The following is a 25,348-nucleotide window of genomic DNA, read 5'->3' as shown; positions in this document are numbered from 1 at the left end:
TGTGCTTCTACTCCTCCTCGGCTACAATCACCGTATGATCGGGCTGGTTAACCTACCTCTGAAGCTTACTTTGGGGTCCCCGAATTGGTTTTACGGAGGTATTAAGTGAAAACACTTCCATGCTACGACGCCAAGGCTTAAATAAGAATCTGGGAATGAAAAAATTCAAGGTTGGAACCAGAATTAAGAAGGATCTGATCGCGTATATCAAGGATAAAGACTTCTAATATATGGAGACATTCGTTTAATAAACAGCATGTTTCTTTTTTTGTTAACAAGAAAAAAAGACAAAAGTCCAATCCGCTTAATTAGGTCTTTAATAATAATGTATAAAGTGCTAATTAAAAGGAGTGTTTTTGTGAAAAAAGGAACAGCGGTCAAAGCACATGTAACTAAAGTAAATAATAAGCCTGTTTTAAAGAAAAAACGTCGCCGCATAACCCAATTCGCTTTACCGACGGGAAGATGGAATATTGAAGCCAATGGATTTACAGGAGAATTGAATATTACATCGGTGAGTGGAGGCTTTGTAACTGGTACGGTATTTGGAAATCCTATTCGTGGATGGTATGATTTTAATGCTGGAAAACTGACATTTGTCAGATTTATTAGTGGCGGCACCATCACAGGGATTAATAATCAGGTTTATGAAGGCTATATCTGGAGAAGAGTTGGTACTGATACCTCCTACACCCTTTCAGGCTCATTTATAACCGTGGGTGGGGGAAGCAGTGCACAAAAATCTAAGTTTGGATGGGTTGCTACTAAAACCATTGTTGGATAATTAATGAGTTTGCTCCAATAGGCCCCTGTCAAACAAAAAGCGCAGGTTTCAGGACTGATCAAGTCTCGGAACTAGCGCTTTTTTCATATATGATCAACTCTTTTTCCAATCAAACGCTACCCCTAGAACAAAATACGCGAAAATAGATGCAGTGAAATTATAACAAGACGTTGGCTACAGCCAAGTGTGTGCAGTTCTCCAGAGCAAACGGCTTTCATGCTTATCTCCACGAACGTAAGGCTTGGGAAGCTCGACTTCTCGAAGGTACTAACCGCCTTTGTTTCCGCAAAGACCCTAACCTTTATTTAAGCCGTCTCAAAAACCGTGTTTGTTAATTGAGCAGGCGTAAAAAAAACCACCCGGGTAAAGTCCCGGCTGGTAGCTGCTCTCATGGAGTAACTGAGTAGGATAGGATGTGGAGAGAAACCATACTGTACTTTTATTATATGTATACGTTTTCATTTTGTCAATGATTTTTTTAAAGCGTTTTCTTTTGGGCAAGTATTCTTACCATCCTATTCAAAAGGGACGGTTTCAAGGTTATGTCACTTTATCTTGAAGAAACTTAAAATAGGTTGGAAATGCCGTATTTCGTAAACGGTATCTAGCGTTATGTAGCTCATGATGGAAATCATGGGGATTTTGGACTTTTTTACTGACGACTATTTTGTGGTACAATAGGTAAGTCCATGTGGGTGTTGAGAAATGTTGGGGATAGTACCGTTATTGTTGGCACTACATAGGGTAAGAAAAAAACAAATGTTCCATGATGCTGTTTCATCCATTTGCGCAGAGTGCGCAACTTTTCTTGGCCTGTTCGGTATATATAGACAGAATCGGACGGGAGAACAGCACATGTATGGGCGAGGAGGGTCTCACTCGGATGATGACAGATTCCCAGATGATTCATGAAATCAAACAAGGTAATGTTGAGGTTTATTCAGAATTAATGAGGCGGCACCAACGTAAAATTTTAGCTTTTGTTTATCATATGCTGAAAAGTTCGAACCTGGAAATGATTGCTGAGGACTTATGCTCAGAGACGTTTTATAAAGCGTACCGGAGCCTTCACTCTTTTCGCGAGGTAGATGCATCGTTCTCCACATGGTTATATACGATTGCACGTAATACGGTGCTGAGCGAGCTTCGCAAGCATCGTAGCGGTCATGTTCCATTGGAGGAGGGCGGTTATGTGCCGGTTGCTCCATTGGATGTAATTCCAGAGCAGGCCGTCCTTCGCGGCGAGAAGGTAGAGATGGTTCGTGAAGCGATCAACAGATTGCCAGAGAAGCAGCGGTCTGCGCTGATTTTGCGCGAATACGAGCAATTGGACTATCAGGAGATTGCTACGATTTTGGGGCAGACGGTCAGTGCGGTGAAGTCGTTGCTTTTCCGGGCCAGAACCAGTGTGAAGACGCAGTTGGAGCCTTATTTTTTTGAGCCTCTCTATGAGGAAAACGAAGGGATGAGTAGCCAATGAAATCCAGGGACGCTGAGGATTTGTTCGCTACAGGCAAAAATGTATCGAAACAAGTCTCGGAGCGCAGACAGGCCAGAAGCTCGTCTGCCGGATGGGAGCATGGTTCGGAAGAAAATGAGTGGAATTTGTCAAAAGAAAATCAATCCGCTATTCGTGATATTTCCTTTGAGATAACAGATGAGCAGGCTGAGGCTATGAATTGCAGGGTCATGGATCGGATTTATGAAGAGTCACCGTGGCTTGTTCCCGGCGAGCATCGGCGTGCGCGTCTGAACCCGGCAGCCCGTAAGTATATGTCCGTATGGATTGCTGGCTTTTTGGCGGTATTTTTGTGTAGCTTTTTGTTTTTGAATTGGAATGGAAGCTCCGCTCAAGAAAATCCTCCTCAAGCGGCACCGTTTATGGATACGGGTATTTTACCGACAGGCTTGCTGGAAACTACAAGTATATCTCCACAATATCAATACCACATTAAAGATTTGAATAGTGGCATTATGGACCCGCTGGTTGCAAGCATTGTTCCTACTTACCCGCAATATTGGATGTTGTTGTCTGTGTTGGCACTTGCGCTTGCCTTATTTTCTCTGGGCTGGGTTCATCGTGCGAGACGGGGGAGAAATTAGCAGCACAGCTGGGCTCCAATACGGATTCATAACAATGCCTGAATAACTAAATAGCGGAGGAAACAACGCGATGCTTATTGGCTTGATCAGACATGGATTAACGGATTGGAATGCGGTTGGCAAAATCCAGGGGCACAGTGACATTCCGCTGAATGAGGAAGGGCGCTGGCAGGCACGCTTGCTGGCAGAACGATTAAAGGATGAGCCCTATCATTGGGACGGTCTTATTACAAGCAGCCTTTCCAGAGCGAAGGAGACGGGGGAGATTATTGCTTCTGCTCTTTATCTTCCTTTACTGGAGCCGGACGAACGGCTGAGAGAACGTGCTTATGGTCAGGTCGAGGGCATGACACAGGCTGGGCGTGAGGAGAAGTGGGGTAGCGACTGGCATCTGCTGGACTTGGGGCAGGAGAGCGATGAAGCCCTTCAACTTCGAGGGTTGGCTTTTATGGAAGCCATTTGGCTGGAAAACCGAGACAAGAACCTGCTAGTCGTTTCTCATGGCGGTTTTTTGGCTAATTTGTATAAGGCTTTGTATCAGGAAAAGTTTACCGAACGAATTGGTAATCTGTCACTGAGTGTTCTCCAGCGTGAGGATACGGATTGGGCGCCGCTTTTGTATAATTGTACCAGACATTTACAAAAAAAGCGATTGTAACTTAAAAGGTTGACGAAAGACCACGAACTTCTACTCAGCGTAGAAGCCGTGGTCTTTTTATTTTTTAATTATAGCTTTGTAAAAAAAGGTTTAGAGTCTGGATATTCCGTCAAAGCTGTGGGTACAACAGGTAAGAATCAATTCCGGATGACAGTCCAGTGACGAGGCGATGGAACGATGAATCTGGCGGATATGCTGACATTTGCGGATATTGTGCATTTGAACAGAATCGCGGTGTATTACGAATGTGACTGTAAGCCCAATTCCAAACATGAACTGATCCAGGGCATTTTGACAAAGCTCGGCAGCAGCAGTTTTTTTGAGATGCAAGTCAGGGAGCTAAAGCTGTCAGAGGTAAGGTTTTTGAACGCACTGCTATTCGATGACCGACCTTATTTCAGTATGGAGGAATTGATTGCGGTTGCCAAACAATCTGCCGAGGAGGATGAGGATTCCGGTGAGCGATCGCGAGACATCGTGGCCCGTTTACGCAACAGTGGCTGGCTGTTCAACGGTTCTACGCACAACACGAGGTATTTGTATCAAATTCCGTTGGACATGAAGGAGCGTTTCCGCCGTGTCATGGTGCAAGACTTGCAAAAAGCAATGATCCGGGTAAGTGAGCCAACCTCATACCGGGATGAGGGACATCTTTTGGCAGAGGATTTACGACTTTTCCTTCAGTACATGGAGCAGCATGAAGTTCCGCTTAACCCCGAGGGGACATGGTATCGTCGCAATCAGCAGCAACTGATGGAGCACTTGCACATTGCGGAGCCGCTTTTAGGCAAAGGGGGCTGGCGTTTCGGATATGGCTCCTCCTTTAAGTTTTATCCCGACCGAATGGCATTGCTGTATGATTATGCCCGTCACTCCAGGTTTATTGAGGAGAAGGGGGATCGAGTCGTACTGACGGCAAAGGGAGAAGCACGCAGGGAGTACGCGATCGAGGATGAGATGATACAGCTATTCAGGTTTTGGTTAAGGTTGTATAAAGGAGCCGTTCCCAATCTACTTTCTCTGGTCTATTGGATAGGAGAATGTGCCAGGTCCTGGACGTCCTCGGAGTCACTTTTTGTACATATCGGTCCGCTGATCAGACCGTTTTACTATGATACGCCCCGTTCGGTCTTTGATCAGAGAATTATACGAATGATGCTCCATTTGGGTATGCTTCGTCTAGGTGAGCATTCGACGGGGCCATCTGTACAGATGACCACCTGGGGGCTGAAACTGGCTGGGGAGTGCCGCATTGGGCGGAACGACCCGGGTATGCGGCTCCATTGACAAGCAGCATACATGTTGATAGACTTCACCCAAAATGAGAGGGTGAAGTTGAATGCTGATTCATTATAACGGGAACATGCCACAGCTCCATTTATCTGTCTATGTGGCAGAAGGAGCAAAAATTGTCGGAAAGGTAACAATCGGCCAAGATTCCTCAGTTTGGTTCAATGCCGTACTACGCGGGGATATGGCGCCTGTCATCATCGGTGAACGCTGCAACATCCAGGACGGTGTCGTGGGACATGTGAACACGGACCAGCCCTTGGTGCTGGCGGATGATATTTCGGTGGGACATGCTGCGGTTATCCATGGCTGCACGGTAGGCAAAGGCACTTTAATCGGTATGGGGGCCATTGTACTCAACGGAGCTGAGCTTGGTGAATATGCTTTAATAGGAGCAGGGTCAGTCGTTACAGAAAATACCAAAATACCACCCTATACTCTTTCTCTCGGTACACCTGCCAAAGTGGTGCGCGAATTGACAGACGCAGATTTGCAGAGGATGTCACGTACGTCACTCAGCTATGTAACAAAAGGAAAAGAATATAGGATCTCTTAAACTCATGTTGGAGGTGCATCCTATGGATAAAATGAAGGTTACTTATGAAGTAATGTTGGGCCTGTCTGCTGAAATGGTTTTGGACGAGGCATTACGTAAACGCCGGAGTGAAAAGCTCTACAAGGATATTGATGAGGCGCTGGCCTCCGGAGATGAAGTAGCTTTTCGTCATCTTACGGATGAACTGAAAGCGATCAATTGAGCCGTTTCAGGAGATATGACCTTGGGTAACAGACTAATTGGCAATATAAGATCATAATCATCAAGCCTGACCGTAGCAGCGGCCAGGTTTTTTTGATACGCTTTTATATGATATAGTCTTTGTAGATGGAGCCTGTACGGGGCATCTATCGTATGAACGGAGGATGAGGACGTGTCGTTGTCTTATTTGTGGAGCCGATCGTTCTTGACAAGCCGGCCTTTTTTGTGGCTGCTGTTCTGGTGTAACCTGGTTGGAACCGTGTATGGGTACATATGGTATGGAGGGCAATTGGAATACACGCTAAACTACCACCCGATATGGCAGATTGTATTTGTACCTGATAGTCCGACGGCCAGCCTGTTTTTTGCGATTTCTGTATTATTCCTGCTGTATCCTCCGTGCCTGAAGGGCTTAAAGGTCATTCGCCAGTTGTTGGAGGCGTTAGCTGTGGTTACGAGTGTAAAATACGGCACCTGGGCCTCAGCTATTATTTTTTGGGGTGTCGCGCAGGGCGGGCATATGATATGGCAAGATTGGATGCTGGTAGCATCTCATACGGCAATGGCAGTCGAAGTTTTGCTGTTCGTTCGTTTTTTTACCTGCAAATGGGCGGCTCTGTGCGTAGCAGCTTTGTGGACACTGTTAAATGATACGGTCGATTATACATTCGGCATATATCCGTATCTTCCGAGGACGCTAACAGATGATGTACCACAAGTACGTAGTTTTACCTATATGCTGACCCTTTTCAGTATCGCAGCTTCATGGCTTGCCATGTATGTGCGCAATCGAATAGCCTTTCCTATTGCCCAAGATACGGCTGAGCGCTAAAGCCAAGTTCTAGTCCCTGTAACCTTGCCATACAGTAAGGTGAGGAGGGATGTCCCATGGTTTGGAGTCAGACGTTGCGTGGTGTGCTGCGTGTCGTTTCGGGAGTTGTGTTATCTATGGTCTTGTCGCTTTCCGTTTGTTTCCCTCCTGGCATTGCGAAAGCGCGGGATCAGCCCAAGTCCACCAGTAATGCAAAAGAAATAGAGGAACTGGATCGTGCGGCTGCGATATTGTACCGGGATGTAATGGATGGAAATATTGAAAAAGCGCGCGCCGATGTAGCGGAAGTAAGCCGATGGTTCAGCACGGGTCAGGTACAGGCTGCACTATCTGTGGAGGCTATTCATGCTTTGTCCGGCAGTATCCTTGAGGTACAGCAAGCTACACAATCTGTGCAAGCATCGCCCGACGAATGGGTGAAGACCGCTGCCAATTTGCGACTTGCGGCAGATGCGATAGCGCATCCCCGCCAGCCATTATGGCAGCAGTATTATAAAATTTTAAAAGAAGATGTCAGCGGCTTAAATAGCCAGTTTGCTAAAGGAAATATGAAGGGTTTCGCCGCCGGAGCAGCAGTGCTGGAGGATCATTATGAGACGATCCGAACGGCGGCGTTGATCAGCGGCAAAACAACCGAGGTTGTTCAAACGGATTCATGGATTTCTTACGTTAAGGGATTGGGAGATCAGCAAAATGCGGATGCTTCAGCGATTAGAGGGGCACTAGAGCAGGGGAACCCGACATTCAATGCCTTGTTTGGACGTGAAAAAGACGCTACCGCGCTGGCTCCATTCATCCCGCATGAAAGCGAGCGCCGGGCAGAACTGGCAATCGGCTTGACGATCCTGCTGACCCTGGCTTATGTGGGTTACCGTAAGTATCGATCCGGTTTCTCCGGTTAAGCTTGTAAGGCTGCAACGAACTTCGCAGTCATGGATAAAATAAATATACGCCTGACCACTTGCCCGGATTTCCGGGCTATTCCTCTTTGAAGCCCTCCCCGTGTACATCATGCACATCCTGAATGATGATGAACGCTCGTGGATCAACCGACTTCACAATTTGATGCAAACGCCGTATTTCCTGACGGGACACGACACAGTAAGCAACATGCTTGGTCTGTTTGGAAAATGCGCCTATAGCTGGAATAATAGTAACACCGCGATCCATATCCCGTGTAATGTTATCCGCAATATCCATCGTATGGTCACTGATAATCATAAAGGCTCTGGCTGAATAGGCCCCTTCTTGTATAAAATCAATAATCTTAGACGCGATAAACACAGCGACCAGCGTATACAGGATTTTTTCCTTGGGTATGTACAGCAGCGACGCGCCGATGATGACGATATCAATCACCAGCAAAATTCTTCCCATACTCCAGCCAAACTTCCGATTCAAAATACGGGCAATAATATCCGACCCGCCAGTGGTACCGCCAAACCGGAATACGATGCCCAATCCTGCCCCGAGCGTAACCCCGGCATATAATGAAGAAAGAATAAAATCGTGCTCGGTCTGAAACGTGCCCATCCACCGGAGGTGAATCATTTTTTCAAACAACCACAGAAAAAAAGTGAGTGCTCCGATGCCGACTCCAGTATAAATAATTTGCTTGCCGCCAAGCATTTTCCATCCGATTAAAAATAGAGGAATGTTCAGGAGCAATGTGGAGAGGGATGGGGAAATCGAGAAAGCATAGTTCAGCAGCAGGGTGATACCTGTGACGCCGCCTTCCATCAGCTTGCTGGGTATAATGAAATAAAGCAGTCCGAATGCATAAATAGCAGTACCGAGCACAATGGGTAAAATGATTTTAAGCTGTTCAATAGACTTGGATGTTTTCATATAATCCCTCGCAGTAGCAAATTGGGATGAACGACTTGATATTGATTTTGGTGTAGATCGTAGATCCTTATGTTTAGTATACCTTTTTACGGTAGCTTTATAAGATTGACCATTGCAAGATGTGAGTAAATTCACATTAAAAAATATTTGTTTTCAAATGTGCTTTACGATAACATATGAATAAACCTGCACATTAGGGGGGATTGTGTTTCATGGAAAAATCGCTTGATGAAATTCAACGTGAGGTAGACCAGTATATTTCCCAATTCAAAGAAGGATATTTCAGCCCGCTGGCGATGCTGGCCCGGATGTCCGAGGAAGTCGGGGAGCTGGCTAGAGAAGTCAATCATTCCTTTGGTGAGAAACCGAAAAAAACGGATGAGGCCGACAATTCGATTGAGCTGGAGCTGGGAGACATTTTGTTCATCACGGTCTGCTTTGCAAACTCGCTGGGTATTAATTTGACTGATGCTCATGATAAGGTCATGCATAAATTTAACACACGTGACGCGAATCGCTGGACCAAAAAGGACACCGATTAGGCGTTTTGTACATATGCTGTACCAAACCGGTTACCCGGAGGTGCAGTGTCATGAAGGCGGAGGAATACGTTCAGAAAGCTTATCAGTGTATTTTACAGAACGATTTTGAGCAGGCCGTGGAATGGTTCGAAAAAGCGATTTCCGCCCAGCCTGATCACGCGGAGCATTATTTCCGCTGTTCGGTCACCTATGCTCGCAGTGGGCGGATAGAGCAGGCGCTTGCTTATGCGGGCGCTGCGGTTCGTCTGGCCCCGCAGCAGGATGAATATGTGCTGCATTTGCACACGATGGAGGCCAGACAGCAGACGGAGAAAGCCAGAAAGATGCTGGATGTCGACAGAGCTACGCCACAGGTGCGCACAGATGCGATCCTGCTGCTAGAGCAGGCGATTGCCCTTGATCCGCTATGCGGTGATGCTTTTATGCTGCTTGCATTGGTTTATGCTGAAATGAATGAATATAAGCTGGCTGTGCAGGCTGCTCATGAGGCGGCCGCTTTGTTTCCTCACAATGAACAGCTTGCCAATCTCATGAAGAAGTTATGCCAGCAAATGAATGAGCAGATCTAGCACGAATTGATGCATAAGGAGTTGTAAGATATGCCAGAGCAAATTAAAGTGGCTGTCGTTGGAGCAGCCGGTCGTATGGGCCGTGAGGTTGTCAAATTGGTTCTCCAGGATGAAGAACTTCGGCTGATAGCCGCAGTTAACAGAACGCACGCCGGCAGTGATGCCGGCCTTCTCGTCGGACTTCCAGAAGCGGGCGTTGCTATTGTGGAGGATGTGGAGCAGGCTTTGCTGGATAGTCGCCCGGATGTTATGGTCGATTTTACAGGTCCTCGTTTTGCGTACGCACATACAGCGCTTGCTATCAAGCATGGCGTTCGCCCTGTTATCGGGACAACAGGATTTACACCGGAACAGATTGACGAACTGGACAAGCTGTGCCGGGAACAGCAAATTGGGGGTCTGGTTGCGCCTAATTTTTCGATAGGAGTTATTTTGATGATGCGGTTTGCGGCTCAGGCTGCTAAATACTTCCCTCATCTGGAGATTATCGAATATCATGGCGACCAGAAATTGGACGCGCCATCGGGAACGGCAATTAAGACCGCAGAACTGATCGCTGAGCAGCGTCAGGAATTGCGTCAAGGGAATCCGGAGGAGGAAGAAACACTCGAAGGCTCACGCGGCGGCTACTACCAAGGGTTCCGTATTCACAGTGTCCGTCTTCCTGGTGTATTCGCACAGCAGGAAGTTATTTTTGGAGGATTTGGACAATCCCTCAAAATTCGTCAGGACTCCTACGAACGGGCAGGCTACATGCCCGGCGTCAAAATCGGCATTCAAAAGGTAATGGAGCAACCTGGACTTGTATATGGGTTTGAGCATTTCATTGATTAAGAATAACGCGAAAGAATGGACAAACGGAATTATAGAATGAGGCAGGGGGAATTTCGAATGTTTAAGATTGCATTTATAGCACATGACCGCAAAAAAGAGGAAATGGTTAACTTTATAACCGCGTATGAACATGTTTTTACAGGGTATCAATTGTATTCAACAGGCACGACAGGTCTGCGCATTATGGAGCAAACGAAGCTTCAAATTCACCGTTACATGTCGGGACCGCTTGGAGGTGACCAGCAAATCGGGGCCATGGTCGCGCAAAATGATATGGATCTGATCATATTTCTGCGTGATCCGCTAATGGCACAGCCGCATGAGCCGGATATTAGTGCGCTGTTGCGTCTGTGTGACGTGCAGGGTATTCCTTTGGCGACCAATGTTGCGACTGCTGAAATATTGGTCAAGGCGCTGGACCGGGGCGATTTTGCTTGGCGTAAGCTGGTACATAAATATAAACCGGGCATTAATTCTTCATTTGATCAGCAGGATGATGTAAAATGACGCTGGACATATTGATTTTTGGAGCACATGCTGATGATGCTGAAATTGGTATGGGAGGCACGATTGCCAAGCATACAGCCACTGGTTTAAAGGTGGGCGTATGTGATTTGACGCGTGCAGAAATGTCATCCAATGGCGATGTAGATACCCGTATGGCCGAGGCCGAGGACGCTTCAAAAGTGTTGGGCCTTGCCTTGCGGACGAATCTGGGGCTGCCTGATCGCGGGTTGTATGTGACACCTGAGAATGTAGCCGCAGTGACCGCGGAAATTCGGCGCCATGCGCCGAAAGTCGTATTTGCTCCCTACTGGGAGGATCGGCACCCGGATCATGTCATGTGCAGCAAGCTGGTGGAAGAAGCGGTGTTTAACGCCAAATTACGTCGATTTATGTCGGAACAGCCTGCGGTACTGGTCGAGCAGTTATATTTTTATTTCATTAATGATGTCGGTAGAACGGATCTGATTGTGGACATTACGGAGCATGTTGAAGCCAAGGAGCAGGCATTACTAAGCTATGCTTCCCAATTTCAAGCTGCACCGGGTAAAGACACGGTATCCACGCCATTAAACCAGGGGTATGTTGAGCGTGTAAAAGCCCGGGATTCGTTGTTGGGTCAGCGTAAGCTGATTTCGTATGCAGAGGGCTTTGCTTCCAAAACGCCTCATCTGGTTAAGCTATTCACATAAGGAATTATAAAAATCCTGACACATAAACGATAAACAGAATTCGTTCGTGTAGCGGTTATAAATGGGCACTGTATTTGGTGTGTCTCTAACATTGAAAAGTCATCATCGGTGGATGGAAGGGGGTAGCTTAACTTGAATGACAAATTGAAAATCGGAATTACCTGCTATCCGTCGTTGGGCGGTTCCGGCGTAGTGGCTACAGAACTGGGCAAGCTGCTTGCCGAGAAGGGGCATGAGGTCCATTTTATTGCCAATAGCATTCCGTTCAGATTAGGCGGGGCATTCCAAAAAAATATTTTTTATCATGAGGTTGAAGTTAACGATTATTACGTGTTCAGATATCCGCCTTATGATTTGTCGCTGGCGACAAAAATGGCCCAGGTCGCACAAATGAAGAATTTGGATGTACTTCATGTTCATTATGCCGTACCACATGCGGTATGCGCTTATTTGGCCAAGGAAATGGTGGGCGACCATCTCAAAGTGGTAACCACGCTTCACGGCACGGACATTACGGTGTTGGCGCAGGATGAATCGTTGAAAGATCTAATCCGGCTGGCAATCAATAAAAGTGACGCGGTAACAGCGGTTTCCAAGGATTTGATTCGGGAGACGATAGATGCGCTGGATATTACACGTCCTATTGATTTGACTTACAATTTTGTGGATAAACGAGTGTATTATCCGCGGGATGCAGCTACGCTGCGGAGAGATTTTGCCCAGCCCAATGAAAAAATTATGATGCACATTTCAAACTTCCGTCCGGTCAAAAGAGTGGGAGACGTGCTGGATATATTTGAAAGAGTGCAACGCAAAGTACCTGCAAAGCTGCTGTTGGTTGGGGAAGGACCGGACCTTCCGAAAATCCGCTGCAAAATCGAAAGCTTGGGCTTGCAGGATAAGGTGTTCTTTTTGGGCAAGCAGGATCAGATCGCTGAAGTGATTTCCATGGCGGATGTGCTGCTGCTTCCATCGGAAAAAGAAAGCTTTGGACTGGTTGCACTGGAAGCGATGGCTTGTGGAGTACCAACGATTGGTTCCGAGGCAGGAGGCGTGCCTGAACTGGTTATTCACGGAAGCACAGGTTATCTTGCTGAAATCGGCAATACCAAGAGGATGGCGGAATATGCGGTGCAGCTATTATCGGATGAAGCGATGGCAGAGCGTTTCCGCGAAGCCTGTCTGGTGCGGGCTCGTACTGTATTCTGTGATACGCTGATTACCCGTCAATATGAAGAAATATATTACCGTGTGTTGGGACGCGAGGTTCCGGATCTTAAACCAATCAGCGTTTAAGGAGGCGGACTCGCGTCCGTTTTTTTATGATAAGTCATTTGTATAATAAGTCTTTTGAAAACTTTATAAGCAAAGGGGGAAACCCTGTGAAAATAAACACTTGGCAATATGCTGACCCGGATATGGCTCTTCATGGCAAGGAAGTCATACATACACTAACCACAGCCGGCTACGAGGCTTACTGGGTCGGCGGTTGTGTGCGGGATGAACTATTAGGCCGCGCTATTCATGATATGGATATGACCACATCGGCTGAACCTGAACAGGTCATAACACTGTTCCCCCATGTAATTCCGACTGGGATTCAGCATGGGACGGTTACAGTGATGCACGGTGGGCATCCGTTCGAGGTGACTACTTTTCGGACAGAAAGCGGTTATGCTGACCATCGCCGTCCGACAGAAGTCGCTTTCGTGAAGGACATCCGCGAAGACCTGATGCGGCGGGATTTCACCATGAACGCGATTGCCATGGATGAGCATGGGAAAATGGTGGACCCGTTCGGAGGGGAAGCCGATTTGCGTATCGCTATTGTTCGTTGTGTAGGAAGGGCGGAGGAACGATTTGAGGAGGATGGGCTGCGAATGCTACGTTGCATTCGTTTTGCCTCCGTATTCCGGTTCCGTATAGCCTACAACACATGGAGAGGCATGATCCGTCGTAAAGAGGGACTTCGTTACATTGCGATGGAACGTGTGCGGGTTGAGCTGGAAAAGATGCTGGCCGGACCGGACCCTTTGCGTGGACTGGAAATGCTGGGTCGAAGCGGCTTGCTCTCGTGTACGAAGGTTCCGTTTCCCTGGGAACAATGCGAAGCACAAGCACTCAGTGGAATGGTACAACTTCCGGAAGAACTGCGGTGGGGTTTGCTGTTGCTGTCTTGCAGACTTACCTCAAAGGCAGCGGACGAGCTGTTAAGAGCATGGACTTTCTCCAACGCTGCACGCTTACGTTTGGTGCATTTGTTGGAATGGGAGCGCGAGTTAACGGACAGTGCTGTTGCGATAGCAGACAGTTCCACTTCGGGGGAAGGTGAAGGAATCAACGATGAGGCGTTACGCCGTAGCTGGATTCGACTGTTAATTAAATGGGGACGGGATACCTCGTTAGACTGGCTTGTGCTTTACAAGACACTGCCTGCTTCGTTCCGCGAATTACCGACACGGGCAGAAAAGCATGTAGCGAGAATGGCTGAACTGGCAGAAGCGTGGACGAAGCAAGCTGCAGTCGTCCGTATCAAAGATTTAAATATTACTGGAAATGAACTGGTTCAGGCGATGAATCGACCGGGTGGTCCTTGGCTGGGCCAGACAATGGAACGACTTTTGCTGGTTGCCGCCTGCGGAGATATTCCAAATGAAACAGAAGCATTGCTTCAAGAAGCGAAACGGGTGATGAGTAGTGAATAATCATGAAAGACTGTTAGGCATATTGGAGGAAGATTCATCCGATTACGTATCCGGGGAGGAAATCAGCCGTCGCCTCTTGGTCAGCCGCACAGCCGTATGGAAGCAGATCAACAAGCTGCGTGAGTTGGGCTACAATATTGAAGCTTCCTCGCGTAGGGGGTATCGGATTGTGTCCCGACCTGACCGGCTGGAAGTCTCCAAACTGGCATATATACTAAATACTCAATCGTTTGGGCAACGTATAGTTGTGTTGGACTCGACGGCCTCTACCCAGCAGGATGCTATGCGTCTAGCAGAAGAGGGTGCGTCGCAGGGGACAGTAGTGCTGGCGGAGGAACAGACGGCAGGCCGGGGACGCTTGGGCCGAAAGTGGTTTTCACCTCGGGGCAAAGGCATCTGGATGAGCATTGTGTTGCGTCCGAAACAGCCCTTAGCCTTTACTCCGCAGTTGACGCTGCTTACAGGCGTAGCGATATGCAGAGCCATTCGTCGGTTGACGGGTGTGGAAGCTGGCATCAAGTGGCCGAATGATCTACTTGTTCATGGTCGCAAAGTGTGCGGTATTCTGCTGGAATCTGCAACAGAGGATCAGCGGGTCCGCTACTGTATTGCAGGTATCGGCATTGATGTTAATTTAAATACAGAGGATTACCCGGAAGAGCTGTCATGGTTGGGGACATCCCTGAAAATAGAGGCTGGTCGCGAAATTGACCGTATTGCACTGATTGCCGCTGTGCTGGAAGAGATGGAGCAACTATGTGCGCTGTATGAGGATCAGGGCTTTCAGCCTGTAGCTATGCTGTGGGAGGCGCTATCTGTGACGATGAACCGCTTCGTGCAGGTACATACGGGACAAGGGAAAGTGGTAGAAGGTACAGCCATCGGTTTGGACCCTTCCGGTGCGTTAGTGGTTGAAACGGAGCAGGGAGAGCGAATACAGGTCGTTTCCGGTGATGTACAATTGTAGGTGTGACCCTAGCCGTGCATAGCAATCGAAATTGTTCTTTTTCTATGTAAAACTTCACGTGAAAAAGCTGATGTTTTTTGTTATACTGTGCAGGAGGCGGCATCGGACGGTCCGAGCTGCACTCTGGGCACATGCTCACCATTGCAAGCAAGTTAGACCATCATAACTTCATTTGAAGGTTACGTTGGATTCTGCTCTGAGCCGAACAGGACCGAGACAGAAGGGACGATCTCAAAATGAGTGTCTTTTTTGGCTGTTCGGACCTTTTGATGACGCAGATGTACAGGCGTTCATAAAAGGTTATTTTTTGTGCCAAAAAAAGATGGAAGGGAGCCATTTACCATGGCAGGAAAGCGCGCACTGAACATTGTGAAAATGAAAAAAATGAAGCAGGAGGGCGTTCCGCTCAGTATGCTGACCGCCTACGATTATCCATCGGCTAAAATAGCCGAGGAAGCGGGAATTGACATGATTCTCGTGGGCGACTCGCTGGGCAACGTCGTTCTCGGCTATGATTCGACCATTCCCGTAACACTGGATGATATCGTGTATCATTCCCGAGCGGTAGCCAGAGGCGCGGAGCATACGTTTATTGTAGCGGACATGCCATTTATGACATATCACGGCAGTGTATCGGAAAGCCTTCAGGGCATCCGTCGTCTGATGCAGGAAGGACATGCGCATGCTGTCAAATTGGAGGGCGGCGCAGAAATTGCCGACGTCATAAAAGCGACTGTTCAGGCAGGTGTACCCGTGTTGGGTCACATCGGCCTTACACCGCAGTCGGTCAATCAGCTTGGCGGCTACCGCATTCAAGGCAAGGATGAAGCGGATGCACGGCGGCTAATGGCAGACGCCAAGGCGCTGGAGCAGGCGGGTGCCTTTGGCATCGTGCTGGAGTTGGTGACTGAGGAAGTGGCAGCGGCTATTTCCAAAGAACTATCCATTCCGACTATCGGAATTGGCGCAGGGCGCGGATGTGACGGTCAGGTGCTTGTTTATCACGATCTGATTCAATATGCATCGCCTTATTCCAGCAAACGTTTTGTCAAAACCTATGCCGATGTCGGCGGCTTGATCCGTAGCAGCATTGAGCAGTATGTGAGCGATGTGAAGGGACGAGCCTTCCCGGCTGAAGAGCATGTGTTTAGCGCCGACGACAGTGTTGTAGAGGCTCTCTACGGCCACAAGAAAGGGCAGCAAGTGCAGGAACAAGAGAAATAAGAGAAACAAGCTAAGGAAAAGGTGGAATTCCGGTCATGATTATCGTAAGAGAAGTGGCTCAGCTGCGGCAGGCCATTGCTGAACGCCGGCAGCTCGGCGCAGATGGAGCAAAAGCGGAACACGGTTCCGCTGCTATACGACAACATACAGTCGGCTTTGTGCCAACGATGGGGTTTTTGCATGAAGGCCATGCCAGCTTGATGCACAAGGCGCGTGAAATGGCAGATACGGTGGTACTCAGCATTTTTGTAAACCCGATTCAATTCGGGCCTAACGAAGATCTCGACAGCTACCCTCGCGATGAAGCGCGTGATTTGGAGGTGGCGCGGCGCGAAGGCGTGGATATCGTATTTTTGCCAACTGTAGCAGAAATGTATCCACAGCCAACCCGTACGAAAATACGCGTATCCGCTTTGACGGATCGGTTATGTGGTGCTTCCCGTCCAGGACATTTTGATGGTGTGACTACCGTAGTTGCCAAGCTTTTTAATATGGTAGGGCCTGATCTGGCCTTATTCGGTATGAAGGACGCGCAGCAGGTAGCGGTGCTCCAGCAGATGGTGACCGATCTCAATATGAATGTCACCATCGTCCCTTGTCCTATCGTGAGAGAGGCCGACGGTTTGGCCCTCAGCTCGCGTAATGTGTATTTGAGTGCGGAACAGAGGGAGCAGGCGTTGGTACTTTCACAGTCACTGCGCAAGGTGCGTGAAGTGAGCGAAGATGTTGTGCAGAACACGTTTACGATCCGTCAGTTATACCAAATGGTGGAGTCCACCATTACTTCTTCACCTTTGGCAGATATTGACTACATTGAAATCTTAACCTTTCCAAGTCTGAAGCCCCTTCTTCCCGAGCAGCGACTAAGTGATGTTGAAGAAGACATCATTGTAGCGCTGGCTGTAAAGTTTGGGAATACTCGACTGATTGATAATATGAGAATACAGAAGGCGGAGGTGCTTTCCCATGTTTAGAACGATGATGAAATCCAAAATTCACCGGGCGACGGTTACCGAAGCCAACCTCAACTATGTGGGCAGTATTACCATTGATGAGGATCTGATGGAGACTTCTGATCTGCTGGAGAATGAAAAGGTTCAAATTGTGAACAATAACAATGGAGCCCGTCTGGAAACTTACGTTATCCCCGGACCGCGCGGTAGCGGCGTGATTTGTCTTAACGGCGCAGCAGCACGTCTGGTTCAGCCTGGTGATACGGTCATTATTATTTCCTACGCTTCCATGTCGAATGAAGAGGCCAAAACATACAAACCGACCGTGGTATTCGTCGATGAACATAATAAACCGGCCCAGACGGCGAACAAGGAAGTACACGCCACGATCATGTAATGAATGGGAGTCCGGATGAAACCCGTCCTTTAAGTGAAAAATGTGAATGTATTAATCCATCTTTCGTAAGGGCGGGATGCACATGTTCCAGCATGTATTCGCAGAAATGAACAGCATGTTAGATGATATCGTGAAGCATTACCCATCAGCCCAGGGCTCCCGCAGGCAGGAGTTGCTACAGCACTGGAGTTTGCTGCGGAGAATGAGTGATGGAATTATGGATGAATGGCTGGCCTTTGAGGAAAAAATGGTTCGCCTGCGGGCTGCTGGTTTTTCCGCAGAGTCCGGTATGTCTGACCCGGGGCTATCTGAAAAGGAACTGCCTGAAAAGGAACTGCCAGCCTTTACTCGGGGTCAAGGGTATTACCGACTGCTTATGTATCCTGAGGCCATCCGTCAGTTTGAACAGGTGCTACAGCATTTCCCGGACAGCTGGCAGAGCCGTATGTATATGGGGATGGCGTATTTTCAATTGGAGAATACAGCGGAGGCTGTGAGCCATTTTCAGAAGGTGCTGCACCTGACAGACCAGCCCGGGCTGAAAGCGGTCATCTATAATGCGCTGGGCTGTCTTATGGCTAAGCAGGCTGATGTAGAGGAGGCGCAAAAATGTTTTACTCTCGCGCATCAGTTCGATCCTGCGTTGCCCGAGCCGCTGCACAATATGGAAGCCTGTTTGTCCGGTGCCGGAATGCTTCGGTACGACAACTCCATGATGACTTGGCTGTAGTTGTCAGACACCGAGCGAGACGATGCTTGCCCACCTACCCAGGCGGCGCGTGCATCGTCTTTTTTGGCTTTCTTAATTTCCAAACAGGCGATCTTCTGATATGCTGTTACAGAGTTATTATTTTTGTATGTGTCAAAAGAAAGGATTAAGCCCGAAATGAAATTTGCGGTATTGGATTTTGAAACGACAGGCACCCAGTCCGCGGATGACATCATTCAAGTCGGACTTGCAATTATAGATCATGATAACAGCATTTCCCGTGTTTACGGTTCTTATGTGAACCCTGGCAGATCCATTCCGCCTTTTATTACCGGGTTGACTGGGATTACAGACGATGACGTCAAGGATGCTCCTGCACTTGAAGAGATGATGATGGAGCTTGTGCCTATGCTGGACGATGTCGTGCTGGTCGGTCATAATGTGGCGTTTGATTTTAATTTTTTGCAAAACGCTTTGGATCAGTGTGGATACTTGCCGTTTGCCGGTAGAATTTTGGATACAATGGATTTTCTGAAAATCATGTTTCCATCGCTATCTTCCTATCAGCTGGGTTTTGTTTCTTCTGAGTTTGGGCTGGCGCATGACCGACCCCATCAAGCGGACAGTGACGCGTTGGCTACGGCTGAGGTGTTTTTAAAATGCCTCAATGAGCTTCACGCGCTGCCTTTGATTACGATACAGCGGCTCAGTGATTTGTTCGCAGAGGAAGACAGTGACCTCGGGTGGTTTTTGGACGGGGTACGTGAAGACAAAGAGCATGCTCCGATTCAGGATTTGGAGGGTCATCAGTTTTTTCGTCAGCTTGCACTGAAGGTAGAGGATTGGACGGAGCTAAATGCCCCTCGCAGAGAGGATGACCCCAATCCGCTGGAAGATTTTTCATTTGAGGAATACATGAATGATGTGCAAGACAATTTGCGTTCATCCTTGAGCCAATATGAGGAGCGCGAAGCGCAGACGCAAATGATTGAGGGTGTGAATCAGGCGCTGAGTGAAGATAAGCACCTGTTGATCGAGGCGGGTACGGGGACAGGCAAGTCCCTCGGTTATTTGCTCCCATCGCTGTATCACAGTGTGAAAAATGGACAGCGAGTCATGGTAAGTACGCATACGATTAACCTGCAGGAGCAATTACGCGAGCGTGATATTCCGATGCTGACCAAGGTGATCCCGTTCCCGTTCCGGGCTGCGATTTTTAAGGGCCGAGGACATTATTTGTGTCTGCGTAAGTTTGAACATAAAATAAACAGAAGAGACTTCGCAACGCCGAAGGAAGATTTAATAACAGCGGCCCAGATGATCGTCTGGCTGACGTTGACGGAAACCGGCGATGATGAAGAACTGAATCTGAGCAATCGTGGTGGAGATTTCTGGGAAACGGTGGCCAGTGATTCCGAGTCCTGTCTTGGTCGTTCATGTCCATGGTTCCGCAAATGCTTTTATCATCGTGCGCGCCATGAGGCGGGAATAGCCGATGTAGTCGTTACGAATCATTCCAAACTGTTCACGGACGTAAAAGCAAGTCATCAGCTGTTGCCGAGCTATGAGCATCTGGTGATTGATGAAGCGCATCATTTGGAGGAAGTCGCTGGTAAGCACCTAGGAATGCATATGAAATATTTTACACTCGTGCATACGCTGACCCGGTTGTTCAAGGACAGTAAGAACGGCCAATTGCCTTCGCTGCGTCAGCAGTTGGCAAAGTCGGGGCATGAGAAATCGACGGAATGGGCCTCTACCATCGATCAGCTGTATCCGCTCGTGCTGGAAGTCAAGGAGACTTGGGATTTGCTGAGCGACAAGCTGTTTGGCATGCTGCCGGAGCGAAGTGATGCGACACCGGGCGAAACAGGGCAGTTTTCTTCCCGTCTCAAGCCGTCGGCCAAGCCTGCCAAGTGGGATCAGGCGGCTGCGCTGGAAAATCAGCTTTATGTAACGATGAGCGAAATTTTGCGCAAGGGCGACAAGCTGATGCTCGACGTGAAGGAAGAGCATGACGATTATGCGGCTGACAGCCTCATTACGGATATTACGGGACTGCTCAAGGATTTGGCAGGTATTAGGGAAAGCTTGCACTTTTTCATGCGGCTGGATGATGAAACGACCGTATACTGGCTCGAAGCGAGCGGGCAATTCCGCAGCAAGTCGCTGCAATTTTATGCGGTGCCCGTCGATGTGAGCCGCCAGCTGAAAGAAATGTTTTTTGATAAAAAAAGAAGCATTATTCTGACGTCTGCTACCTTGTCGGTGGATAAGTCGTTTCAGTACATGACCGATCAACTCGGCTTGCAGGAGGCCGTAGATCAAGGGCGGCTGATGACTACGCAGCTTCCGTCACCCTTCAACTACAGGGATCAGGTGCTGTTAGTCATCCCAAGGGATTTTCCGAGCGTGAAGGGCAGTGTGGGAGACGAGCATTTTGTAAATATGCTCGTCAGCTCGCTAGGCGCGACTGCTCAAGCGACGCGGGGGAGGATGCTCGTTCTCTTTACCTCCTACCGTATGCTTCGGCAGGTGTATGAGCCGCTCAAGGAAGCGCTGTCTTCCAGTGACATCACCGTGCTGGGGCAGGGCGTGGACAGTGGGAGCCGCAGCAAGCTGACCCGACGTTTTCAGGAAGCCAAAGCTTCTGTGTTGCTGGGAACCAGCAGCTTCTGGGAAGGCGTCGATATTCCGGGCAAGGCGTTGACGTGTCTGGCCATCGTCCGCTTGCCGTTCCAACCGCCAAATCACCCGCTGCTGGAGGCTAAAAGTGAGCTGCTCCAGCAGCAGAAGAAAAATCCTTTTATGAAGCTGTCTGTTCCACAGGCTGTCATTCGCTTCAAACAGGGATTTGGACGTTTGGTACGTACGGCGAGCGACCACGGAGTCGTTATCGTTTACGATACGCGTGTGATCGAATCTTATTACGGAAAGCACTTTTTGTACTCGTTACCGGGACCAAAAATGGAGCATATGCCGACGGAGCAAATGGTGCCCCGCATCGCCGAATGGCTTCAATCCGCCCCGGGGACAGATGCATAACGGACGGACATCTAAACATGTCTGTTACAATTAGGGGGAGCAAGTATGAAATCAGATAAAATTTCAGAGGCTGTCGTACGGAGGTTACCCGTATATTTACGTTATCTGAATACACTGTACAAACGGGAAGTGGCTACGGTCTCTTCCCAGGAGCTGGGACAGAGACTGGATCTGAATCCGGCTCAAATCCGTAAAGATCTCGCGTATTTTGGAGATTTTGGCCGTAAGGGTATCGGCTATGACGTTACTTATCTTATCGAGAAAATACGCCATATCCTGAAAATCGACCAGCAAATTAACGTGGTATTGGTCGGAGCAGGTAATCTGGGGCAAGCCCTTTCGAATTATAATGCTTATTTAAAAGACAATATGAAAATTGTAGCGGTATTTGATGCGGTTCCAGATAAAGTCGGAACCAGGATCAATACGCTGGTCGTACAGCCGATGGATGAACTGGAAGCGACTGTGAAGGAACAAAACATTCGGATCGGGATTATTACCGTACCGGATTTTGAAGCACAGCATGTGGCTGACAAGCTTATTAAGAATGGCATTGGAGCGATCTTGAATTTTGCACCCACCATTCTCAAGACACCTGCGAGCATCCGGGTACATGCCACAGACTTTACAACGGATTTGTTAAGCCTCGCTTATTATTTAGAGGACCGAAAGGAAGGTACGCAACATGACAGCAAATAATAAATGGATGATTAAAAACGGTTCTTTTGCCGTGAATAGAACAGAGACCGGGGTAATCCGCGGCTATATGATCGTAGAGGACAGCCGCATCACTTACATTGGCGAAACTCTGCCTGCGGGTGATGAAGAGACAGAAGCGATTGACGGTAACGGGTTGCTGTTTTTACCTGGGCTAATCAATACACATGGCCATGCGGCGATGTCTCTATTGCGTGGGTATGGGGACGATTTGGCTCTTCAAGTATGGCTTCAGGAAAAAATGTGGCCTATGGAAGCAAAATTTACGTCTAAGGATGTGTACTGGGGTACGTCCTTGTCCGTGCTGGAAATGTTGAAAGGCGGTACAACAACCTTCCTGGACATGTACGATCATATGGACGAGGTAGCTCGTGTAGCTGAAGAGTCTGGCATTCGTGCCAGTCTGATGCGTGGAGCGATTGGACTGTGTTCGGAGGAAGAGCAGCGGATCAAGCTGGCTGAGGCTGTGACCTTTGCGCGTAATTGGCATGGAAAAGCAGACGGTCGCATTACGACCATGATGTCTCCGCATGCGCCGTATACGTGCCCGCCTGCGTTTATCGAAAAATTCGTACAGGCAGCGCATGATCTGGACTTACCGTTGCATACGCATATGTCCGAAACCATTGCCGAAGTAGAACAAAACGTACGCGACTACGGCTTACGTCCGGTTGCACATTTGGATAAGCTGGGCTTTTTCTCCCGTCCATCGCTTGTTGCCCATGGCGTTCATTTGAATGACGAAGAAATAGCTTTGCTGGCTGAACGTGGTGTAGCGGTTTCACATAATCCGGGCAGCAACTTGAAGCTGGCAAGTGGTGTGGCCAGAGTGCCCGACCTGCTGCGTGCAGGCGTTACTGTCTCTCTCGGAACAGACGGTCCCGCTAGTAACAATAACCTGGATATGTTTGAAGAAATGCGTCTGGCAGCGCTCATTCACAAGGGAGTATCGGGCGACCCCACCGCAGTTCCTGCGGGTGAGGCGTTGCGCCTGGCAACGGAGTATGGAGCGAAGTCGATTGGCTTGAAAGAGGTAGGAGCGCTGGCAGCAGGCAACAAGGCTGACTTTATCGCGCTCGATCTGAATCAGGCGCATTTCTTGCCGCGTACGGATCTCATATCTCATGCCGTATACTCTGCAAGCGCCAAAGACGTGGCTCATGTATGGGTAGACGGTCGTCAGGTTGTGAAAAACGGTGAGTGCCTGACTATGGATGAGGAACGTATCAAGCATGAGGCACAAGCCGCCTTTGAAGGGCTGCTGTCGCGCTAATTCAGGTGTCACATCCCCTTAGAGAGGAAGCACAGGTTTGAAAAATAAGAAAAAATGGATAGCCGTCGCTATTCTGGCCGTCATACTGATCCTGGTCAGCATTTTCTGGTATTATTCCTACGTTACTCAAGACCAGGTGACTGAGAGAAATGCCGCTATCGTAAAGGCCAAGCAATCGGGTGGTCTGGTTAGTACGACGCAGACGTGGAAGTCTGTGTGGAATCAAGTATATTGGGTAGTTCAGGGGAAAAACGCTCAGAATGAAAACATAATAGTGTGGGTCCCTTTTCAAAAAGTAGAGGGGCAACCGAATGTACCTGTCGCAGATACTAGCGGTGTTCATACCGAGCTACTGAAAAACGGAGTCGACGAGCAAAAAATGACGGCGATGATCCAGCAGCAGCTTCCGGGTGTAGATATTGTGAGTCTTCAGCCAAGTGTATTTAACGGTCAATATGTGTGGCAGCTGTTTTACGACGACGGCAGTCATCATTACTATACCTTTTATCGCTTCTCGGATGGGGGATCGGTGGGGGTAAAGTATACTTTGCCCAATAACTGAGCTGGTGTGGGGAGTGGTTGATGGTGGTTTGAGAGTGTTAGGAGCGCCAGAACGCTGCGTAGTCCATTTGATCTTACGATCGCTGTTGCTACGGGATTCTTTGATTATATGAAACATTTCAAGGTAAGAATCCCATAGCAAAGGCGAACGCTTCGCTTCTTCAGATTCAAATGGCCCACTTCGCTGGCTAACCGCCATAATGCCACTCCAAAAACCACTCTTTTCATGGGAGGTGGGGGTAGGGGGCACGGACGCCGCTGCGCTTGTCTCTTGAATTAGCACCCCAAGCCTATTTCAGTTTTGTAAGAATTAGAGAACTGATTTTTTACTTAGATCGCTATTCAATAAGCAATTCTCGAATGACTGTATTCCTGAAAGAATGTGCGGTTCGAATTGAATGTGAGACTAAACAGACGCAAATGCGATTATTTTCGTATTTACGTCTGTTTATTTTTTTGTTTGAGTATTGTTTATCATAGATGTGCATAAAAACGGAGTAGGCGGAAGCGATAGGAAGCACCATCCGCCTGCGCAGTGGCTCCACATGTATCTTTCAAGCTCAGCTTATATTACTTGAATTTCCTTTAAACAGGTTAAATATGAAGTCTATTACATAGATTATAATAATTTTCTCCTTAAAATGGTTTAATTGTAGGTGCAGACTAACGTAACCCATAATTTTGTGGCTATGTTATCATGACTACTTATACAAAAAGGAGATTCATGAACATGGGTAAAGTGGATGGGAAAGTTGCATTAGTAACGGGTGGAGGTCAAGGGATTGGACGGGCTATTGCTTTACGCCTCAGTCAAGATGGCTTCGCAGTGGCAGTCGTGGATTTGAATGAAGAAACGGCCCAAAGTGTTGCTGGTGAGATCACAAAAGCAGGAGGGCGCTCGCTTGCGCTTAAAGTCGATGTTTCCAACCGGGATCAGGTTTTTGCGGCTACGGCATCTAAAGGCGAAGCTACAGGCGATGCAACCAAAGAATTCGGCAGTAAAATTGCTCTTGGCCGTCTCTCTACACCGGAAGACGTATCCGCCTTTGTATCCTTCCTGGCAGGCCCGGATTCCGATTACATGACAGGACAATCTCCTCTGGTCGACGGCGGGATGATGTTCCTGTAATAGACTAAAAAATCAAAATAAATAAAAAAGACGTAAATACGATGAAGTTCGTATTTGCGTCTTTTTAACTAGCAACCCCGCGAGCTTGGCTGTAAGCCAGCGAAGCGCCTTTTCTTACCTACTTAACTAACTGTTATGTGGAAATAAAGACTTAGACTGAAAAATAAAGTGTTGGAATAAAAACTTCAAGGACGGTATAAAAATTCGGCTTGGAAATAATCTTTCATCTTAAATACTGAAGATAAGTCCTGAATT

The 25,348-nt window shown here is 48.1% G+C and carries 27 protein-coding genes and 1 pseudogene; 27 read left to right on the top strand and 1 reads right to left on the bottom strand.

The window, feature by feature from the left end:
* Window positions 1-62 precede the first annotated feature (62 nt).
* The 10 genes and pseudogenes from ACWGOO_RS09370 to ACWGOO_RS09325 all read left to right on the top strand — a co-directional run.
* Window positions 63-215, top strand: a pseudogene (locus tag ACWGOO_RS09370) (spore germination protein); the annotation flags it as partial.
* A gap of 143 nt (window positions 216-358) precedes the next feature.
* Complete coding sequence (locus ACWGOO_RS09365; RefSeq protein WP_044785201.1) at window positions 359-784, top strand: hypothetical protein; 426 nt, start codon at window positions 359-361, stop codon at window positions 782-784.
* 883 nt (window positions 785-1,667) lie between these two features.
* Entirely contained in the window at window positions 1,668-2,264 is a 597-nt protein-coding gene (locus tag ACWGOO_RS09360; RefSeq protein WP_452482742.1) for an RNA polymerase sigma factor, read from the top strand.
* On the top strand, window positions 2,261-2,887 hold the full coding sequence (locus ACWGOO_RS09355) for an anti-sigma factor (RefSeq protein WP_452482740.1): 627 nt from the start codon (window positions 2,261-2,263) through the stop codon (window positions 2,885-2,887). Before ACWGOO_RS09360 ends, ACWGOO_RS09355 begins: the two co-directional genes overlap by 4 nt.
* Before the next feature lie 70 nt (window positions 2,888-2,957).
* Entirely contained in the window at window positions 2,958-3,545 is a 588-nt protein-coding gene (locus ACWGOO_RS09350; RefSeq protein WP_452482738.1) for a histidine phosphatase family protein, read from the top strand.
* A gap of 177 nt (window positions 3,546-3,722) precedes the next feature.
* Window positions 3,723-4,832 carry a hypothetical protein gene (locus tag ACWGOO_RS09345; RefSeq protein WP_452482736.1) on the top strand — a complete coding sequence of 370 codons (1,110 nt, stop codon included), beginning with the start codon at window positions 3,723-3,725 and terminating at the stop codon, window positions 4,830-4,832.
* Window positions 4,833-4,884: 52 nt separating this feature from the next.
* A complete protein-coding gene (locus ACWGOO_RS09340; RefSeq protein ID WP_452482734.1) occupies window positions 4,885-5,391 on the top strand; it encodes a gamma carbonic anhydrase family protein in 507 nt (168 codons plus the stop codon).
* 22 nt (window positions 5,392-5,413) lie between these two features.
* Entirely contained in the window at window positions 5,414-5,593 is a 180-nt protein-coding gene (locus tag ACWGOO_RS09335; protein WP_014282074.1) for an IDEAL domain-containing protein, read from the top strand.
* A 171-nt stretch (window positions 5,594-5,764) separates the two neighbouring features.
* Window positions 5,765-6,424 (top strand): DUF1405 domain-containing protein, encoded by a 660-nt coding sequence (locus ACWGOO_RS09330; RefSeq protein ID WP_452482732.1) that lies wholly within the window; start codon window positions 5,765-5,767, stop codon window positions 6,422-6,424.
* Between the two features lie 56 nt (window positions 6,425-6,480).
* Window positions 6,481-7,326 (top strand): sporulation protein YpjB, encoded by an 846-nt coding sequence (locus tag ACWGOO_RS09325; protein ID WP_452482731.1) that lies wholly within the window; start codon window positions 6,481-6,483, stop codon window positions 7,324-7,326.
* 76 nt (window positions 7,327-7,402) lie between these two features.
* On the opposite strand, the gene ACWGOO_RS09320 is transcribed toward ACWGOO_RS09325, so the two are convergent.
* Complete coding sequence (locus tag ACWGOO_RS09320) at window positions 7,403-8,272, bottom strand: YitT family protein (protein WP_452482729.1); 870 nt, start codon at window positions 8,270-8,272, stop codon at window positions 7,403-7,405.
* Between the two features lie 212 nt (window positions 8,273-8,484).
* On the opposite strand from ACWGOO_RS09320, the gene ACWGOO_RS09315 reads away from it, so the two are divergent.
* The 17 genes from ACWGOO_RS09315 to ACWGOO_RS09235 all read left to right on the top strand — a co-directional run bounded on the left by ACWGOO_RS09315 (window position 8,485) and on the right by ACWGOO_RS09235 (window position 25,093).
* On the top strand, window positions 8,485-8,814 hold the full coding sequence (locus tag ACWGOO_RS09315) for a nucleotide pyrophosphohydrolase (protein ID WP_354452799.1): 330 nt from the start codon (window positions 8,485-8,487) through the stop codon (window positions 8,812-8,814).
* A 50-nt stretch (window positions 8,815-8,864) separates the two neighbouring features.
* Window positions 8,865-9,383 carry a tetratricopeptide repeat protein gene (locus tag ACWGOO_RS09310; protein ID WP_452482727.1) on the top strand — a complete coding sequence of 173 codons (519 nt, stop codon included), beginning with the start codon at window positions 8,865-8,867 and terminating at the stop codon, window positions 9,381-9,383.
* A 30-nt stretch (window positions 9,384-9,413) separates the two neighbouring features.
* A complete protein-coding gene (gene dapB, locus ACWGOO_RS09305) occupies window positions 9,414-10,217 on the top strand; it encodes a 4-hydroxy-tetrahydrodipicolinate reductase (protein ID WP_452482725.1) in 804 nt (267 codons plus the stop codon).
* 57 nt (window positions 10,218-10,274) lie between these two features.
* The gene (gene mgsA / locus ACWGOO_RS09300; RefSeq protein WP_452482723.1) at window positions 10,275-10,724 is read left to right on the top strand and encodes a methylglyoxal synthase; all 450 of its coding nucleotides are present in this window, start codon (window positions 10,275-10,277) and stop codon (window positions 10,722-10,724) included.
* Complete coding sequence (gene bshB1, locus ACWGOO_RS09295) at window positions 10,721-11,413, top strand: bacillithiol biosynthesis deacetylase BshB1 (RefSeq protein ID WP_452482721.1); 693 nt, start codon at window positions 10,721-10,723, stop codon at window positions 11,411-11,413. Before mgsA ends, bshB1 begins: the two co-directional genes overlap by 4 nt.
* Before the next feature lie 132 nt (window positions 11,414-11,545).
* On the top strand, window positions 11,546-12,709 hold the full coding sequence (bshA, locus tag ACWGOO_RS09290) for an N-acetyl-alpha-D-glucosaminyl L-malate synthase BshA (RefSeq protein WP_452482719.1): 1,164 nt from the start codon (window positions 11,546-11,548) through the stop codon (window positions 12,707-12,709).
* Window positions 12,710-12,795: 86 nt separating this feature from the next.
* A complete protein-coding gene (locus ACWGOO_RS09285; RefSeq protein WP_452482717.1) occupies window positions 12,796-14,118 on the top strand; it encodes a CCA tRNA nucleotidyltransferase in 1,323 nt (440 codons plus the stop codon).
* Window positions 14,111-15,085: a biotin--[acetyl-CoA-carboxylase] ligase gene (locus tag ACWGOO_RS09280; RefSeq protein ID WP_452482715.1), complete on the top strand. Its 975-nt coding sequence runs from the start codon at window positions 14,111-14,113 to the stop codon at window positions 15,083-15,085. The genes ACWGOO_RS09285 and ACWGOO_RS09280 overlap by 8 nt, the downstream gene beginning before the upstream one ends.
* A gap of 342 nt (window positions 15,086-15,427) precedes the next feature.
* Window positions 15,428-16,309, top strand: coding sequence for a 3-methyl-2-oxobutanoate hydroxymethyltransferase (gene panB / locus ACWGOO_RS09275; RefSeq protein ID WP_452482713.1), 882 nt, complete (start codon window positions 15,428-15,430; stop codon window positions 16,307-16,309).
* Window positions 16,310-16,344: 35 nt separating this feature from the next.
* Window positions 16,345-17,283 (top strand): pantoate--beta-alanine ligase, encoded by a 939-nt coding sequence (gene panC / locus ACWGOO_RS09270; RefSeq protein WP_452482711.1) that lies wholly within the window; start codon window positions 16,345-16,347, stop codon window positions 17,281-17,283.
* Window positions 17,276-17,659 (top strand): aspartate 1-decarboxylase, encoded by a 384-nt coding sequence (gene panD / locus ACWGOO_RS09265; protein ID WP_007430795.1) that lies wholly within the window; start codon window positions 17,276-17,278, stop codon window positions 17,657-17,659. Before panC ends, panD begins: the two co-directional genes overlap by 8 nt.
* Window positions 17,660-17,741: 82 nt before the next feature.
* Window positions 17,742-18,389, top strand: coding sequence for a tetratricopeptide repeat protein (locus ACWGOO_RS09260; protein ID WP_452482709.1), 648 nt, complete (start codon window positions 17,742-17,744; stop codon window positions 18,387-18,389).
* 156 nt (window positions 18,390-18,545) lie between these two features.
* The gene (gene dinG, locus ACWGOO_RS09255; RefSeq protein WP_452482707.1) at window positions 18,546-21,413 is read left to right on the top strand and encodes an ATP-dependent DNA helicase DinG; all 2,868 of its coding nucleotides are present in this window, start codon (window positions 18,546-18,548) and stop codon (window positions 21,411-21,413) included.
* A gap of 45 nt (window positions 21,414-21,458) precedes the next feature.
* On the top strand, window positions 21,459-22,112 hold the full coding sequence (locus ACWGOO_RS09250; RefSeq protein WP_452482705.1) for a redox-sensing transcriptional repressor Rex: 654 nt from the start codon (window positions 21,459-21,461) through the stop codon (window positions 22,110-22,112).
* Window positions 22,099-23,403 carry an amidohydrolase gene (locus ACWGOO_RS09245; RefSeq protein ID WP_452482703.1) on the top strand — a complete coding sequence of 435 codons (1,305 nt, stop codon included), beginning with the start codon at window positions 22,099-22,101 and terminating at the stop codon, window positions 23,401-23,403. Before ACWGOO_RS09250 ends, ACWGOO_RS09245 begins: the two co-directional genes overlap by 14 nt.
* Before the next feature lie 37 nt (window positions 23,404-23,440).
* A complete protein-coding gene (locus tag ACWGOO_RS09240) occupies window positions 23,441-23,965 on the top strand; it encodes a cell wall elongation regulator TseB-like domain-containing protein (RefSeq protein WP_452482701.1) in 525 nt (174 codons plus the stop codon).
* Between the two features lie 729 nt (window positions 23,966-24,694).
* Window positions 24,695-25,093: an SDR family oxidoreductase gene (locus ACWGOO_RS09235; protein WP_452482699.1), complete on the top strand. Its 399-nt coding sequence runs from the start codon at window positions 24,695-24,697 to the stop codon at window positions 25,091-25,093.
* Window positions 25,094-25,348: the final 255 nt, after the last annotated feature.

It is taken from the genome of Paenibacillus sp. NPDC055715, assembly GCF_053617595.1.
The sequence above is the reverse complement of the archived record's forward strand: the minus strand, read 5'-3'. Positions and strand labels throughout refer to the sequence as shown.

What these genes read in the sequence shown, in the direction of transcription:
- bshB1 (WP_452482721.1), top strand. Translation starts at nt 10,721, where the DNA reads ATGACGCTGGACATATTGATTTTTGGAGCACATGCTGATGATGCTGAA.
- ACWGOO_RS09340 (WP_452482734.1), top strand. Translation starts at nt 4,885, where the DNA reads ATGCTGATTCATTATAACGGGAACATGCCACAGCTCCATTTATCTGTC.
- ACWGOO_RS09250 (WP_452482705.1), top strand. Translation starts at nt 21,459, where the DNA reads ATGAAATCAGATAAAATTTCAGAGGCTGTCGTACGGAGGTTACCCGTA.
- dapB (WP_452482725.1), top strand. Translation starts at nt 9,414, where the DNA reads ATGCCAGAGCAAATTAAAGTGGCTGTCGTTGGAGCAGCCGGTCGTATG.
- panB (WP_452482713.1), top strand. Translation starts at nt 15,428, where the DNA reads ATGGCAGGAAAGCGCGCACTGAACATTGTGAAAATGAAAAAAATGAAG.
- panC (WP_452482711.1), top strand. Translation starts at nt 16,345, where the DNA reads ATGATTATCGTAAGAGAAGTGGCTCAGCTGCGGCAGGCCATTGCTGAA.
- ACWGOO_RS09310 (WP_452482727.1), top strand. Translation starts at nt 8,865, where the DNA reads ATGAAGGCGGAGGAATACGTTCAGAAAGCTTATCAGTGTATTTTACAG.
- dinG (WP_452482707.1), top strand. Translation starts at nt 18,546, where the DNA reads ATGAAATTTGCGGTATTGGATTTTGAAACGACAGGCACCCAGTCCGCG.
- ACWGOO_RS09325 (WP_452482731.1), top strand. Translation starts at nt 6,481, where the DNA reads ATGGTTTGGAGTCAGACGTTGCGTGGTGTGCTGCGTGTCGTTTCGGGA.
- ACWGOO_RS09260 (WP_452482709.1), top strand. Translation starts at nt 17,742, where the DNA reads ATGTTCCAGCATGTATTCGCAGAAATGAACAGCATGTTAGATGATATC.
- ACWGOO_RS09345 (WP_452482736.1), top strand. Translation starts at nt 3,723, where the DNA reads ATGAATCTGGCGGATATGCTGACATTTGCGGATATTGTGCATTTGAAC.
- ACWGOO_RS09315 (WP_354452799.1), top strand. Translation starts at nt 8,485, where the DNA reads ATGGAAAAATCGCTTGATGAAATTCAACGTGAGGTAGACCAGTATATT.
- ACWGOO_RS09245 (WP_452482703.1), top strand. Translation starts at nt 22,099, where the DNA reads ATGACAGCAAATAATAAATGGATGATTAAAAACGGTTCTTTTGCCGTG.
- ACWGOO_RS09355 (WP_452482740.1), top strand. Translation starts at nt 2,261, where the DNA reads ATGAAATCCAGGGACGCTGAGGATTTGTTCGCTACAGGCAAAAATGTA.
- ACWGOO_RS09320 (WP_452482729.1), bottom strand. Translation starts at nt 8,272, where the DNA reads ATGAAAACATCCAAGTCTATTGAACAGCTTAAAATCATTTTACCCATT.
- ACWGOO_RS09235 (WP_452482699.1), top strand. Translation starts at nt 24,695, where the DNA reads ATGGGTAAAGTGGATGGGAAAGTTGCATTAGTAACGGGTGGAGGTCAA.
- mgsA (WP_452482723.1), top strand. Translation starts at nt 10,275, where the DNA reads ATGTTTAAGATTGCATTTATAGCACATGACCGCAAAAAAGAGGAAATG.
- ACWGOO_RS09335 (WP_014282074.1), top strand. Translation starts at nt 5,414, where the DNA reads ATGGATAAAATGAAGGTTACTTATGAAGTAATGTTGGGCCTGTCTGCT.
- panD (WP_007430795.1), top strand. Translation starts at nt 17,276, where the DNA reads ATGTTTAGAACGATGATGAAATCCAAAATTCACCGGGCGACGGTTACC.
- ACWGOO_RS09350 (WP_452482738.1), top strand. Translation starts at nt 2,958, where the DNA reads ATGCTTATTGGCTTGATCAGACATGGATTAACGGATTGGAATGCGGTT.
- ACWGOO_RS09360 (WP_452482742.1), top strand. Translation starts at nt 1,668, where the DNA reads ATGATGACAGATTCCCAGATGATTCATGAAATCAAACAAGGTAATGTT.